12 protein-coding genes are annotated in these 15,025 nt (G+C 51.4%); 11 read left to right on the top strand and 1 reads right to left on the bottom strand.

Annotation, left to right across the window (positions count from 1 at the left end):
- Positions 1 to 77: 77 nt before the first annotated feature.
- From gmd to PsAD26_RS11610, 3 genes are all read left to right on the top strand, one after another.
- Positions 78 to 1,139, top strand: a complete 1,062-nt coding sequence (gene gmd / locus PsAD26_RS11620; RefSeq protein WP_063310696.1) for a GDP-mannose 4,6-dehydratase — start codon at positions 78 to 80, stop codon at positions 1,137 to 1,139.
- Positions 1,132 to 2,100 carry a GDP-L-fucose synthase gene (locus tag PsAD26_RS11615; RefSeq protein ID WP_063310548.1) on the top strand — a complete coding sequence of 323 codons (969 nt, stop codon included), beginning with the start codon at positions 1,132 to 1,134 and terminating at the stop codon, positions 2,098 to 2,100. The genes gmd and PsAD26_RS11615 overlap by 8 nt, the downstream gene beginning before the upstream one ends.
- 146 nt (positions 2,101 to 2,246) lie before the next feature.
- Positions 2,247 to 2,591, top strand: a complete 345-nt coding sequence (locus PsAD26_RS11610) for a RidA family protein (protein ID WP_063287656.1) — start codon at positions 2,247 to 2,249, stop codon at positions 2,589 to 2,591.
- 755 nt (positions 2,592 to 3,346) lie between these two features.
- On the opposite strand, the gene PsAD26_RS11605 is transcribed toward PsAD26_RS11610, so the two are convergent.
- The gene (locus tag PsAD26_RS11605) at positions 3,347 to 4,870 is read right to left on the bottom strand and encodes a CoA-transferase (RefSeq protein ID WP_063299842.1); all 1,524 of its coding nucleotides are present in this window, start codon (positions 4,868 to 4,870) and stop codon (positions 3,347 to 3,349) included.
- A 228-nt stretch (positions 4,871 to 5,098) separates the two neighbouring features.
- On the opposite strand from PsAD26_RS11605, the gene PsAD26_RS11600 reads away from it, so the two are divergent.
- From PsAD26_RS11600 to PsAD26_RS11565, 8 genes are all read left to right on the top strand, one after another.
- Entirely contained in the window at positions 5,099 to 5,761 is a 663-nt protein-coding gene (locus PsAD26_RS11600) for a YrbL family protein (RefSeq protein ID WP_208985646.1), read from the top strand.
- A gap of 237 nt (positions 5,762 to 5,998) precedes the next feature.
- Positions 5,999 to 7,288, top strand: coding sequence for an MFS transporter (locus tag PsAD26_RS11595; RefSeq protein ID WP_063299844.1), 1,290 nt, complete (start codon positions 5,999 to 6,001; stop codon positions 7,286 to 7,288).
- Between the two features lie 116 nt (positions 7,289 to 7,404).
- Positions 7,405 to 8,562: an iron-containing alcohol dehydrogenase gene (locus PsAD26_RS11590; RefSeq protein ID WP_063299845.1), complete on the top strand. Its 1,158-nt coding sequence runs from the start codon at positions 7,405 to 7,407 to the stop codon at positions 8,560 to 8,562.
- Between the two features lie 28 nt (positions 8,563 to 8,590).
- The gene (locus PsAD26_RS11585; protein WP_063310547.1) at positions 8,591 to 9,049 is read left to right on the top strand and encodes a thioesterase family protein; all 459 of its coding nucleotides are present in this window, start codon (positions 8,591 to 8,593) and stop codon (positions 9,047 to 9,049) included.
- 228 nt (positions 9,050 to 9,277) lie between these two features.
- Entirely contained in the window at positions 9,278 to 11,674 is a 2,397-nt protein-coding gene (locus tag PsAD26_RS11580; protein WP_208985645.1) for a HAMP domain-containing methyl-accepting chemotaxis protein, read from the top strand.
- Between the two features lie 366 nt (positions 11,675 to 12,040).
- Positions 12,041 to 12,565: a PAS domain-containing protein gene (locus tag PsAD26_RS11575; protein ID WP_063310546.1), complete on the top strand. Its 525-nt coding sequence runs from the start codon at positions 12,041 to 12,043 to the stop codon at positions 12,563 to 12,565.
- The gene (locus tag PsAD26_RS11570; protein ID WP_208985644.1) at positions 12,540 to 13,868 is read left to right on the top strand and encodes a methyl-accepting chemotaxis protein; all 1,329 of its coding nucleotides are present in this window, start codon (positions 12,540 to 12,542) and stop codon (positions 13,866 to 13,868) included. The genes PsAD26_RS11575 and PsAD26_RS11570 overlap by 26 nt, the downstream gene beginning before the upstream one ends.
- A 108-nt stretch (positions 13,869 to 13,976) precedes the next feature.
- Positions 13,977 to 14,996: an alpha/beta fold hydrolase gene (locus tag PsAD26_RS11565; protein ID WP_063310545.1), complete on the top strand. Its 1,020-nt coding sequence runs from the start codon at positions 13,977 to 13,979 to the stop codon at positions 14,994 to 14,996.
- Positions 14,997 to 15,025 lie beyond the last annotated feature (29 nt).

Here is a 15,025-nt window from a genome sequence, read left to right as displayed (position 1 = left end):
TTCAGAATTGCGACAACAACCAATCTGCTTCTAGGTTCATGCTCTGTTTCCCTCAAATTTTTGAGAGTGCCATGGCCTTGCAGAAAACCGCTTTGATAACAGGTGTTACCGGACAGGACGGAGCGTATCTCAGCCGCTTTTTGCTGGATAAGGGATATGTGGTGCACGGCGTCAAACGCCGCTCTTCCAGCTTCAATACAGGACGGGTAGAGGGGATCTATCAGGATCCTCATGAGGATGATGCACGTTTCATCCTGCATTATGGCGATTTGACAGATGCCACCAACCTCATCCGCATCATGCAAGAGGTGCAGCCGGATGAGGTTTATAACCTTGGGGCGCAATCGCATGTGAAGGTGAGTTTTGAAACGCCCGAGTACACCGCCAACAGCGATGCTTTGGGGGCTTTGCGATTGCTGGAGGCGATCCGCATCCTTGGCCTGGAGCAGAAAACGCGGTTTTATCAGGCTTCAACCTCGGAACTCTACGGTTTGGTGCAGGAAGTACCACAAAAAGAAACCACGCCGTTCTACCCGCGCTCCCCTTATGCCGCGGCCAAGCTTTATGCCTACTGGATTGCGGTCAACTACCGGGAAGCCTACGGAATCCATGCAAGCAATGGCATTTTGTTCAATCATGAAAGCCCGCTGCGTGGTGAGACGTTTGTAACCCGTAAGATCACCCGCGCCGCCGCCGCAATCAGTCTGGGGCTGCAAGACAAACTCTACTTGGGTAACATCGATGCGACCCGGGATTGGGGGCATGCGCGGGATTTTGTTGAAGGCATGTGGTCCATGCTGCAGCAGGATGTGCCAGATGATTATGTGCTGGCAACCGGCACCATGACATCAGTGCGCAAGTTTGCAGAACTGGCGTTTTCAAAATGCGGTATCACACTGGAATGGCAGGGGAGTGGGGTTGATGAGAAGGGGATCTGCTCGGTAAGTGGCCGTACTCTTGTTGAGATCGATCCACGCTACTTCCGCCCAGCAGAGGTGAACGAGCTCCTTGGTGATGCGAGCAAAGCGCGGGATAAACTCGGCTGGGAGGCGAAAACATCCCTCGAAACACTGATTGAGGAGATGGTGCAGGCAGACTTGCTGGAGGTGAAAGACGGTAGGATGCTCGAAGATGCCTGATCTCCAACCTGTTGACTTTGACCTGACTGGAAAAACGGTTTTCGTAGCCGGGCACAAGGGCATGGTTGGCCAAGCTCTTATAAGACGGTTGGCGCGTGAGAAGTGCACTCTTTTGACTGCGGACCGGAGGCAAGTAGACCTCACCATGCAAGCAGAAACCCTAGCATTTTTGCAGGAAGCGAAGCCTGAGGTCGTGATTGTCGCTGCTGCCAAGGTGGGGGGCATTTGGGCAAACAATGAGTATCCTGCCGAGTTTCTTTATGAAAACTTGGCGATTGAAACCAACCTCATTCGTGGTGCCTTCGCAGCTGGCGTGCAAAAGCTCCTGTTTTTGGGGTCATCCTGTATCTACCCAAAACACGCTCTGCAGCCGATAGAGGAGGGGGCATTGCTCTCTGGCCCTCTGGAACCAACCAACGAATGGTATGCCATTGCTAAGATTGCCGGCATAAAATTGTGTCAGGCCTTCAGGTGGCAATATGATTGTGATTTCATTTCTGCCATGCCAACCAACTTGTATGGGCCGGGTGACAACTTTGATCTGACAAGCAGCCACGTTTTGCCTGCCCTTATGCGCAAAGTGCACGAAGCGAAGATAAGCGGAGCTGAATCCTTTGAGATTTGGGGAACGGGTGCTCCGCGCAGAGAGTTTCTGCACTGCGATGATTGCGCGGATGCTCTGGTGCATCTGCTCAAGACATACTCTGCAGAAGAACACATCAATGTTGGCTTTGGTGCGGACATTTCAATTCTGGAACTTGCGCAACGTCTCTCCAAGGTTTTGGGTTATCAAGGTGCCATTACACAGGACACCTCCAAACCAGATGGAACTGCGAGAAAGCTAATGAGCTCAGCACGTCTGAAGCGGCTGGGGTGGGAGCCATCCATCTCGCTGGATAAGGGAATTCGCCAAACCTATCAGTGGTTTTTGGAAAACGGGGTGCAGAAAGAGCTGGTTTAACGCAGCTTTCTCGAAAACACTTGGACACCCGCAAATGTCACAGTGAAATTAAGAGCAGTTTCAGTCATGGTATCTCGCTGAGATTGGGCGTTGGAGCGGATGTTGATCTCTGCATCCTTCTGCCCCTAAACCAAAGGGATAGCACCATGATTGAACGCATGCACACCAAGCAGCGTATGAGCAAAATCGTCAAGCACAACGGCACCGTTTATCTGTGTGGCCAGGTTGGCGTGCGCGGTGAAAGCATCAAAGAACAGACCGCAGAATGCCTGCGCCGTGTTGATGAACTGCTTGTGGAAGCAGGCTCCAGCCGCGAGCAGATTCTGCAAGCCATCGTCTGGCTCTCTGACATGCGTGACTTTGCTGAGATGAACGAAGTCTGGGACGCATGGGTGCCAGAAGGGCATGCTCCTGCACGCGCATGCGGTGAAGCCCGTCTTGCTTCTCAGGAACTGTTGGTGGAAGTCATCGTAACAGCGGCTTACGATTAAGACAGACAGGTGTTTAGAGCTGTTTTTGCTTGGTTTCATTCAACCAAGGAGTACAGTTCCATTCCTATGATTTTGCGAGTGCGCGTCCTGCTCATGTGCAGGGTGCGCTCTTAGGAGTGAAGCTGAGAAGCGTTTGTCCTCGCCATTTGCGAACCATGGCAAATGTTAAAGTGAGCACGGCTTAGTGGATGACCACCACCACGTGATTTGCAGGCAAGCAGTCGTGCTCTTTGCGTAAAATCGGTCAGTTATCAGCCAAAACTTATTCCCCTTTCCAAAATCTCTCGTACTCTGAATTTATGCCTACGTAACGGGCTGCTGGCGGACCGTCCGTCAGTTTGTCGTAGGCTGGGTGGGGCTTCTGGAAGAAGTAACGTATCTTTCAGTGGTCCGGTGGAACCGATTTTCAAACGTGACCGCATGGTTTGAGAGGAAGGGCCCAAGTCTGAGGGGCATCACGCGGTGGCACGAACCAGTCAGAGTGGTGCGTGTCAGGGATGAAGGAACTGTTTTAGTAAGGAAACTTGCTGGAATAAGCCATTGTCCTTCCAGGAAACTGGCTATCGTGTCTTTCAGGGTAAGAGGCGATGTTGTCCATACCAAAATGCCCGGGCAAGGCGACAGCCAATGCCGAAGAAACTAACTTCAACAAGTAGCGCAGGTGTTGCCTGCTCGCCTTGCTCCTCCCGTTTCTCGGGAATTTAAGCGCCAACACTGCCGGCAAAGCCGTGCGGTGCTATTCGTGTTTGTAACGGCTACAATGCGTTGAATATGTGCTCCGGCATCTTGCGTTGCACATCCACTTTGCAGGCAAACCCCATATGCGCCAGCACATCCCGTTTGGGCTTTATGCCAGGGGCAACTTCAGTCAGCACCAGCCCGTTAGGCCCCAGTTGGAAGACGGCTCGCTCGGTCACATAAAGCACTTCCTGCCCATTGGTTTTGGCATTTAAGGCGTTGAAGGTGATGTGGTCTGTTTGCTCCACAAACTTTGTGTGGGTTCCATTGCGCGTCACTTTGAGTTTGTCTTTGCGGTACTCAACCTGTGAGTCCACGCCCGTCAGTAAACCGCAAAACACGAGCTTTCTGGCGTTTTGTGAGATGTCTATGAAGCTGCCCGGTCCAACGATTTTACCGTTCACTTTGGACAGGTTCACATTCCCATGCCGGTCCACTTCGCTCATGCCCAGAAAGGCAATATCCAGCCCGCCGCCGCTATAAAAGTCAAACTGATCCAGTGAAGAAAGCAGCGCTTCGGATCCCAGAGCTGCGCCATAAAGAGAATCTCCCAGGAACTGGCCGTTGTGATGCCCGTGTTCGCAAGAAAGCCAGATCCTTTCTGCCAACTGCTTGCGCTGTTCAGCAAAGCGAATGCCAGCAGGAACGCCAAAGCCGATATTCACGGCTGCGTTTTCAATCAACTCCTCTGCAGCCCGGCGTGCAATCACCTTGCGGGCAATCTCGCTGGGTTCGTTTTGAACTCTGGCATGAGAGGGTTTGATATCCCCGCTGAGAGCAGGGCTGTACGGCGTGTCATAGGCAATGGTCTGGCCCGGAGCTTCGACAATTGCATCCAGAAAAACACCGGGAACGGTAACAGAACGAGCTGGCAGACTTCCGGTCTGCACCACGTTTCTAACCTGCGCGAAACAATGGCCGCCACTGTTATGCGCAGCCGTCGCTAAACTGAGACAATCAAGTGTGACAGCTTCCTCATCAAGGCTGAGATTGCCTTTCGTATCTGCCGTAGACCCACAAATCAGAGCAAGGTCGATCTTGAACGGGCGGTACCGGAGGTATTCCTGACCATGCAGGTGAAGCAGTTCCACAAGCTCATGCTTGGAAGACTTGCTGCATTTACCGCCGCCATGTCTGGGATCAACAAACGTCCCCAGTCCGGTGCGGGTGAAGAGACCGGGACGACCCGCACCAATTTCGCGGATCAACTGCTGAATAACCCCAGCCGGAAGGCAATAAGCTTCCAGCTTGTCTTGAGAGATCAGTTTTTGGAGGGAAGGAGTGAGAACGAAGTGAGAGGTGATAATGCCGCGCAGCATTCCCTTATGAGCAAACCGGTTCAGCCCCCGTTTGTCACCATCTCCGATGGAGAGCGAGTTGATGATGAATAGGTTTTTGGGTTGCCCTGTCGAAAGAAACCGCTGCTCAATGGCCTCCAGCAAAGCTTCCGGCGTTGCAAGGCCCCGCCCACAGCCGCCAATGACAATGGTGTCGCCATCTTCCACAAAAGCCGCAATTTCACGCGCACTGCAGATCTGCATCCTGCTGGTTCCCGGAGTTTGTGTCCGTTTTGTCTTTGAGCCAATTATCCCTCAAACCCTGAAAAGTCCGGTTAAGGCGCATGCAGATGAAATAAAGATCTTTGGAAGCAATGCTTTAAGTATGTGTGGCAAGAAAGATGCTTCTCAAACCATTATAATTTGTTATGTAAGTGGCTCAAATTTACAAAAAAGACTGGCTTAAAGTTGACTGTGTTTCAGGAAGATCAAGTGTTTCAGGTGGGAGAATTCATTCGTGGGGGCGGATTCCGCGACACCTATGAATGTGCGTCTGATCCAACGAAGCTCCTGAAGTTTGACCGGTACGAGGCTGGTGAGCGCAAAGTCAAAAGCCGCGGATTTTTGAAAGACCTGTTTCGGTCGGTTCGTGCGAAACTAGGTTACAAGAAGCAACGTTTAAGCGGCAATCAGGATGAGTTGCTGGGGTGGCAGCACATTCAAGACGTTGGTTTGGATGAACACCAGTCTTTCGCGAAAGTCTACGGGATCGTGGAGACTGATCGCGGACCTGCTTTGCTAACCGAGAAGATCGACAACTTTTGGCACCCGGAAATTCGCAGTATCCGGGATTACATCAGTCGCCATGGTCGCGTTGAGGACAAAGAACTTATTCGCGCTTTGATTGATTACTTTAAAATCTTACGTCAGAACCACGTTTCCTGTTTCGCCGACAGACCGGAAAACATGGGCATAGTTCTCGATGCTGCAGGCAATAAGTACATCAAGAGCTTTGACGTAAAAACATATCTGAACCATCAATTGCTGCCTCTTCATAAGGTTGATTATCTTAACAAAAAGCGGATCAGGCGGCGGCTAGATCGTCACCTCGATATATTAAGTGGCGAGAGCTCTGGCGACGGCCACAAGATTTGATCTGGCCAAGCGAAGTGGCTTGTTTTGCTAAACTGGCCTCTGATTGAGAAAAGCCCGCCTCATTTCTCACCTACGGTTCGTTTGCTTTCTGCATTTTGGCCAATTTTCTTCACCTATACGCGCCTTGTATCTGGGTTGGCTTCGGTTAAGCTGACAAGATTGCAAATTTGGTGAGCGCGATATTTTGTGCGCTGATTATTCTGGTGTTATCAATCAATTGAAATTGGGGCGGACTTCGTGGCGCAGAGTGAGGCAGTAAATACTTCCGTGTTGGCATTGTTTAAGCTGAGCGCGTTTCGTCGATTTTTTGGTGTTCTTGTTCCGGCAGCATTTGCAGACTGGATCGACTTTATCGCGATCATGGTGCTTGTGAGCTACAGTTGGGACATGGGAGCGACTGAGGTTGCCAGTGTCATTATGGCCGCGACCTTGCCCCGTGTGATCTTCGGCCTGCCAGCCGGTGTTCTGGTTGACCGGATTGGGGCTGGGCCTGTGCTGATAGCCGGTTTGATCATCCGAGCGGGGTTGATGGTTGGCATGTTCTTTTTTGCCACCAGCCTTTCGCTTCTTATTGCTTTTGTGTTTTTGAAAGCCACAGTGTCAGCTGCGTTTATGCCTGCACAGCAACTGGCGTTGAAGAAGATCGTGCCGTCAAACATGCTGACACAGGCGGTCAGCGTGGATCATTTCGTCATTCAATCGACCAAGATTTTTGCACCGGTTTTGGGGGGCGCTTTGCTTGCCGTGTGGAGCCCACATATTGTCTTTCTACTTGGTGGCGCCAGCTTTGCCGTAGCCTCTCTGATTTGCCTGAGCTTGTTAGGAGTGCTGAAAAAAGACGCTAAAGATGCTTCTGAGGAAGGCACTGAGAAAAGCAGTGTGGTGAATGATGCCAAGGTCGGACTGGCTTATCTTTGGAGAACACCGCGTCTCCTCTTAGGCATGGCGCTCATTTGCCTCTTTATATTCAGCGTGTTTCTTTACGAGGCGGTGCTGCTGTTGCTCATTAAAGAAACCGGACAACCAGAAGCCGCCGCGGGGCCAATTCTGGGGTCTATTGGCGTTGGCGGACTTGTTGGAACTTATCTGACGGCCAAGATTGGCGACCGTATCAACTTGCACCTGCTTATGGTGATTGGCTCTTTCTTCGGGGGTGCCCTCACCATAGTCGTGGGCTGGGTTCCGTTTAGTTCAGTGCCTTTTGGGATGCAGGAACAGATGGCGCTCTGGTTCGTTGCCGGTGCCTTCACCAGCTTTATCACAGTTCCGTTTGGGGCAATCGTTGTTAAGCAAACGCCTGAGTATTTGTTGGGGCGTATCACTTCGGTTGGGGAGATGCTGCAATCGAGTCTCATGCTGATTGCCATCCCGATTGGGGCCTTTCTGGCCGAGCAATGGTTTGTCTCCATGCCCTTCTTCGCAGGCGGTGCTATTATGTGTGGTGGAGCGGTGATTGGACTATTTGCCGTGCTGAACCTTGGCAAAGTGCCTGATGCGGAACCGGTGATTTCAGAGGAAGTTGTCTAAGCGTTCCATCAAGCAGTTACGACTTTAATTGCGCTCGACCTTGCTTGTTGGCTGAGGCATTCTCGCTGCATTGCTCAAATTTGCCACCTACGCTGAGCAATGAGGGGGGGAATGAAATGACAGGCTTTGTATTTAACACGGCAGCCAGCGTTGTATGTGAACCCGGTGCGGTTCAAAAGCTGGATGAGCTTACACTGAAGACCATTGGTAAACGCGTTTTTCTGGTGAGTGATAAAGGACTGATGAAAGCAGGTCTTGTTGAGCCTGTGATCGCTCAGCTGGAAGCTGCTGGAATAGACGTTACCCTGTTTGATGATGTTGTTGCCGACCCGCCAGAAGCCATCGTCTTGCAAGCTGCAGATTTAGCTACATCGGCTGGTGTGGATGGTGTCATCGGCCTGGGTGGTGGCTCCTCGCAGGATGTTGCCAAGCTTGTTGCGTTGCTTGTTGGGGGAGGCGAGCAGCTTACTGACATCTACGGTGTTGGAATGGCGAAGGGGAAAAGGTTGCCGCTGATCCTTATCCCGACAACCGCTGGCACAGGGTCTGAAGTGACGCCAATCTCCATCATCACGACGGGTGAGGCTGAGAAAAAGGGCGTTGTGTCTCCGTCCCTATTGCCTGACGTGGCAATACTGGATGCGGATCTCACGGTTGGCCTGCCACCACATGTCACAGCTGCAACTGGCATTGATGCGATGGTGCATGCAATTGAGGCCTACACGTCGACATCTGCAAACAACAATCCGGTGTCTAAAGTGTTGGCGCAGGAAGCCTTGCGTTTGCTGGGTGCGAACATCGAAAAAGCCGTGAATACACCGCAGGATAAAGAGGCACGTTCCAATATGTTGCTGGGCTCCATGTTGGCGGGGCAGGCGTTTGCCAACTCTCCGGTGGCGGCTGTGCATGCGCTGGCTTATCCGATTGGCGGCATCTTCCATGTGCCTCACGGAGTTTCCAATGCGCTGGTTCTGCCGCATGTGATGCGGTTCAACTTGCCAACCTGTGCGCAGGCTTATGCTGAGTTAGCTCCGTTGGTGTTCCCGGAGCTCTCAGAGATTCCGGCGGATAATCGAGGCAGCGTGTTTGCAGACCGGTTGGCGGAGCTTTCCAAAGTTCTGGGTGTTGAAACAACGCTTCGTGAAGTGGGCATTAATGAGCAGGACGTTGTGAAGCTGGCCAGTGAAGCGATGAAGCAAACGCGGTTGCTGGTGAATAATCCACGTGAGGTTGACGAGGATAGCGCCTTGAAGATCTACCAGCAGGCTCTTTGAGAACGGATTGAAGCGGAGACCATAGACTATGAGCAAACCCAAAAAGCCGGCTGCGCATACTCGTGCACATTACGCGTTCTTCAGTGATGTTCAGACCCGTTGGGAAGACAACGATGTATATGGGCACATTAATAATGCGGTCTACTACAGTTATTTCGATAGTGCTGTGAACGCCTACCTCATCGAAAACGATGCCCTCAACATTCATGAGGGGGATGAGATCGGGTTGGTTGTGGAATCTGGTTGCCAGTACTTCTCTGAGATCGCCTACCCGGAAAAGATCGATATTGGTTTGCGCGTCGGGCACCTGGGCAACAGCTCTGTGCGATACGAACTGGCCTTGTTTGCGCAAGATGCTGAGAGAGCCGCCGCACAAGGTTTTTTTACGCATGTGTACGTAGATCGTGCGACACGCAGGCCGCAAGCGCTCTCCGGCAATCTGCGTACTGCACTTGAAGCACTTCTACTACAGGTTGCTGATTCTTAATTGTTAAAAATGTAATGATTAATTGCACTTATAATAAATAGATGATGAGCGCATAAAACGATAAAACTTTCAGAAATTACTCAATTAATGCCTTAATTACCCACGGGTTAACCACTGGTTGAGATTTACAAGCTTAGGATGCCGCCAAGTCATGGGCAATGACTTCTATTCGGGAGAAATCGGGTCATGAGGCGGGTCCTCCAGCTATTTACGAATTTGCAGCTGTCGATGAAAATCGGTGGTGGCTTCATTATTGTACTCTTGCTTTCCGCTGCAGCTGGTGGGATCGGAATCTTTTCTATCTCTCAGCTCACCAAGCAAACAGAGATGACAAATGCAACCATGCGTTTAATGCAGGGCCTGCATGATACGACATCAGCGCGCGAAACTTATCTGCGCAGCTTGAGCAAGTATGATGCAACCGCTGCGGCTGATGAGCTGAACCTGCTGGGTGCAGATTTGGAAGCTCTTCATGAGCAGGTTGTTGCAGATGGCAAAGATGGCACTGCCTTTGAAGAGACCCACGAAAATGTGCGGGCTCTGAAAGGCCTGTTCAGCCGCGTTCGCATGTCGACCGATATTCAGGAATCACAAGTTGCCAAGATGATGTCTGCTGTTGCCAATCTTCAGATGATTGGCAAAAAAGTTCAGGCTGACATCTCAAAGATTGCGGCCTCGGCGACTGAGCAGGACAAGCTGGCCAAAGAGCAGTTGAAAGAAGCTGACAAAGCGGGCCGTCTTGTTGCGACTATTCAGAGTCAGGCCCTGAATATGCGCTACTTCTTCGTGAAGGCGACAACAAGCTCTGAAGAAGGTGCTCTGCGCAAAACGCTGCTCAGCGCTGCGAAAGCGCGCCGTGAGATCAAGAAACTGCAGAAAATCCAGCTGTCACATCTGGATGCAAAGGTTCTTCAAAGTCTGGCTGGTGTCTCCGATACGCTGGTTGATAAGCTGAAAGCCCTGCGCGACTCTACGGATTTCTCCGAGATGTATTCGCTGCGCCAGGACATCACTGCAAGCATTGACGTGCTCGGCGAAACGGCTCAGCTGGTCATCGGCTTTACCTATCGCTCTATTGATGATGCAAACAGGAAGCAGGCTGAAGCGGTCGATCGTAAGCAGCAGGTTGATGCAGCACTGGCCTCAGTTTCCAACATCACACGCCAGACACTGGCTGTGAGCTCGTCTTCTCTTTCCTTCCTGCGCGCAGGTTCTGGTGTGAAGTCTGAGGAAGTCTCCAAGGAGATTGATCAGCTTGGTGCAGCAGGCCGCGAGTTTAAAACGGGTGTGAAAGACATCGAAGGCGGCGTGAAAGCCTCTAAAGATGCCATCAAAGAAATCGCTGCGATCCGTTCCGGTTTCGGCTCAATGGCAAACGGTAAGAAAGAACTTGCCAGCTTGGTCACGAAGCTCACTGAGCAATCTGAAACGGTTCAGGGCCAGATCATCGACATTGCAGCATCCGAAGCTGAAAATGCGAGTGCGGCTGGTGATCTTGCGACCAATCTGATTGCGACAACCGTTGCTGTTGGCCTCGTACTTGGTGCGTTGATTGCGCTGGGTCTGTCACTTGCCATCACTCGTCCGACCAAACGTCTGACCGGCATCATGGAGCGTCTGGCAAATGGCGATACCGATGTCGAGATCGCCGGTGCAAAGCGTAAAGACGAAATTGGTGATATGAGCCGCACGGTTCAGGTCTTCCGCGACAATGCTCTTGAACGTGCGCGTTTGCGCGAAGAGCAGGCGCATGTTGCTGAAAAGGATGCGGAGAAGCAGCGCGAAGTTGAGCAGCTGATCACTGACTTCCGAAACACAGCTGCCAACCTGCTGACCTCCGTGAATGACAGCATGGGTGAGATGGGTGAGACAGCCAGTGTAATGGCTGACCTTGCTCGCGGTACCTCTGATCAGACAGAGCGGGCAGCGGCCTCTTCAACTGATGCTGCAAACAACGTGCAGATGGTTTCTGCCGCAGCTGAAGAGCTGAGCAGCTCCATTGAGGAAATTGCACGTCAGGTGAGTGCAACAACCTCCGTTGTTGCCAAAGCAACTGAGAGTGCGCATGTTTCCAATGATCGCATCAATGAGCTGGCCGATGCCACAGTCAAGATTGGTGAAGTTGTCGGGCTGATCCAGGCGATTGCCGAGCAGACCAACTTGCTGGCTCTGAATGCGACGATCGAAGCAGCGCGTGCTGGGGAAGCTGGTAAGGGATTCGCAGTCGTTGCGGCTGAGGTGAAGGAACTTGCCAACCAGACGTCCAAAGCTACAGAGGAAATCAGCTCCCAGATTTCTGCGATTCAGAACTCTACAACAGATGCTGTATCCTCCATTGAGGGCATCTCGCATACAATGGATGAGGTTACCGCATTTACCTCTGCAATTGCGACGGCTGTTGAGCAGCAGGGGGCTGCGACAACTGAGATTAGCCGCAACGTGCAGGAAGCTGCTGTTGGAACATCCAGCGTAAACGAGAATATGACGCTGGTCTCTGATGCAGTGAGCGAAACCAACACTGCGTCCTCACGTGTGCTGACAGCCTCTACAGAGGTGACTGAAAGTACGCGCGCGCTTGGCAGAGAAGTCGATGACTTCCTGACCGCGGTCGCGAAAGTCGGCTAACACACTCAAAATTTTGAAAATTGAGAGGCAGCTTAGATATTCTAAGCTGCCTTTTATTTTGTCCTGATTAAGCAAGATGATTTCAGTTAAATATTTCTAGGAGAAATAGTATTTTAGAGTTGTAATAATTCGAATTTATAGAATTACAAGTAAGTATTTTGTCTTTGTTGTGCCGCAAAGATAAATACAAAACTCTGATATATATGTATAGAATAATATATGCATGCTGAATATACTAGAGAATGACTTGGTGAATTAATAATAATTGTTTTTTATATTAACTGCTCGTCAATTTATGAAATACATATTCTATCTGCTTGAATTTTATTCACTTAAGTAACGAAATAGAAAAACATAGAGGCAGCTATGTCGCCGGGTGCACATCTGTCCGATACTGAAAAAACATTCAGTGAGGCAGACATCATTGTTAGCAAGACTGACTTAAAGGGCCGCATTACGTACTGTAATGAGATCTTTTGCGAGATTGCCGGATACTCCTATAAAGAGCTAATAGGTCAGCCACACAGCATTATTCGTCATCCAGACATGCCTCGGTGCGTCTTTGAACTTCTTTGGAAGCGGATTGCGGACGGACATGAGGTCTTTGCGTATGTAAAGAACCTTTGCCGGGGCGGTGAGTTCTATTGGGTGTTCGCCCATGTCACTCCCACCTTCGACAATGCAGGAAAGATCATCGGATATCATTCAACACGCAGAGTGCCAGAACGAAAGATCCTCAATGACGTGATCATCCCGTTCTACCAGCAGCTCATTGAGATGGAGCAGGCTCCGAAGAGCCGGAAAGACGGGCAACACAACAGCTCTGAATTTTTGGCGAACTACCTCTCCGATAATCGGGTGACCTATGATGAATTTATCCTCACTCTCTAAGAGTGTCTTCCTAAGTTGCCTGACGGCTGCAACCTGCATTGCTATTGCGCTTCTGGGTATGGGAGGGGAGAGCAGTCTGCTTTCAATCCTCTCTGGTCTGGCAGGCATCGCGGCGGTGCTCTCTCTGTTTTACATGCTCAAAGTACGGCGTGTGCTGAAACACGTGACTGAGGTCGCAACCTCTCAAGCATGCGGTGGTTTGGAGGCTCGCACTCTTGTAGGAATGGATCATGGAGAGTTGAAGGACCTTCTTGCGAGTGTGAACTACTCCACCGACAAGACGGATTCCTTTATTCGCGAAATGGTGGCGTCCACCCACGCTTTGTCTGCCAACAAGTATTACCGCCGCGTCGTCACGCGCGGGCTGCAAGGTTCGTTTCTGGTTTATGCAACTCAGGTGAACGAGGCGATCGCAAAGGTACAAAACCGGATCTGCGATTTTTCTGGTCAAACCGATGCCTTTGAACAGCTGACCCGAAATGCAACAGACCTGCTTTCCAGTTCTGGCCAGAATATGAGCGACAACGCGCAGCAGATGGAGCAGTCGGCAGACCTGACCCTTCAGCGCGCATCTGCAGTGACCGTGGCCTCTGAGGAAACATCCGCAAACGTGCAAACAGTATCCGCTGCTGTCGAGGAGCTTTCTGCCTCCGCCGCCGAGATCGGTAACCAGGTGAAGTTTACCGCTGATGTTACCAGAACTGCAGTTCAGGAAGTGGAAGCTGGCGAAACCAAGATCAGCAGCTTGAGCGCCGCCGCCGAGACCATCGGCGATGTTGTAGAACTCATCAGCTCCATTGCAGAACAGACTCACTTGCTGGCACTCAATGCGACGATTGAGGCTGCGCGGGCAGGGGAAACCGGCAAAGGCTTTGCTGTCGTGGCAGGTGAGGTAAAGGATCTGGCAGGCCAGACCTCTGATGCGATCGGTCAAATCTCCGGCCAGATTGAGGCCATCCAGTCAGCCACTGCGGAAACAGTTGTCTCGTTTAAGCAGGTTGCAGAATCCATTTCCAAGATTGAGAGCGTCACAGATTCAATTTCGCTCTCCGCAAGACAGCAAGCCGAAGCGACCACTGAGATTGCCCAGAACATTGCCGAGGCTTATTCTGGTACCCGGCTTGTGGCCAGCAATGTGGCAGATGTTTCGACCTATGCGAATGAAACGGAAAATGCTGCCGAGCATGTGATCGGATCTGCAGTTGAGATGAACCAGCAGATTGCGTCGCTGTCTTCCGCTGTGACCGAGTACATCACCGAGCTGCGCGAGGGCCCGCTGAGCAACAGTGAGATGCGCACCTGATACCCCTTTGTCCTGAAACACGATATGAGAGACCTAATTCGTGTTTCAGGACGCTCTCAATGGCTGAGCTTCATACCAAGTGGCTATCTCAACTTTAAGGATAGCGACATGAAAACTCTGGTTCTTGGAACTCTCTTGGCAATGACCTGCACGGCTGCTTTGGCAGAGCAGCAGATTGCGGGATATGACCGCCTCACCGTACCGGCTTCTCATCGCAGCTCTGCTGTTGCGGCATCTGTCTGGTATCCAATCGAAACACCAACCTACCGTAATGTGATTGGTGACAATGCGGTCTTTAAGGGAACCTCCGCCTATATCGGTGCGGCGATCAAAGACGGCAAGCATCCGCTTATTCTGCTCTCGCATGGCTCTGGTGGTAACATGGATGGGCTTTCATGGCTGTCATCAGGATTGGCACTGAAAGGTGCAATGGTTCTCGCAGTCAATCATCCGGGCAGCACCTCTGGCGATTCCTCTCCCCGTCGGTCCATGCGTTTGAACGAGCGGGCGCAGGATTTGACAGCCGCACTGGATGAGCTTCTGAATGATCCGGCTTTTGCGGACTATATTGATGAAGACCGTATCACTTCTCTGGGGTTCTCCTTAGGAGGAGCGACCGCACTGAATCTGGCCGGCCTACGGTTTGATGGCGACCAATATAATGAATACTGCAAAGGCCTTGGCAAGGGACAAGCGGACTGCGTCTTTCTCTCCAAAGGTGGCGTTGATTTCGCCAGGATGCCCTCTGGCTTTTCAAAAGGTGCCCGCGACAATCGTGTCTCAGCAGTTATCGCTGTCGACCCCGGCTTCACATATGGCATTGCTGAGCAGAGCCTCGCGGACGTTTCACAGCCCGTTCTGTTGTTGAACATTTGTGAAGAGAACCTCTGGAAAGCTGCTGATGTCGGAGAAGAGGGAAGTAACTTGGTGGGGAAGTTGGAAAACGCCTCACACGCTGTCGTCAAACCCGGACACCACTTCACATTTCTGGCGGAGTGTAAGCCGGAAGGAGCTGCGGTGCTCGCAGCGGAAAAAGATGATCCGGTATGTGATGATCCTGAAGGAACCAATCGGGCACAGATCCACGACGATATTCTCGAAGAGATCGCACGCTTTTTGAAGCTGTAAACGGAGAGAGCTGTGAAGCTCCCTCTCTA

This window comes from Pseudovibrio sp. Ad26 (genome assembly GCF_001623285.1).
Classification (GTDB): domain Bacteria; phylum Pseudomonadota; class Alphaproteobacteria; order Rhizobiales; family Stappiaceae; genus Pseudovibrio; species Pseudovibrio ascidiaceicola.
Note: the sequence above shows the minus strand (reverse complement) of the source record. Positions and strands in the feature narration are given on the sequence as shown.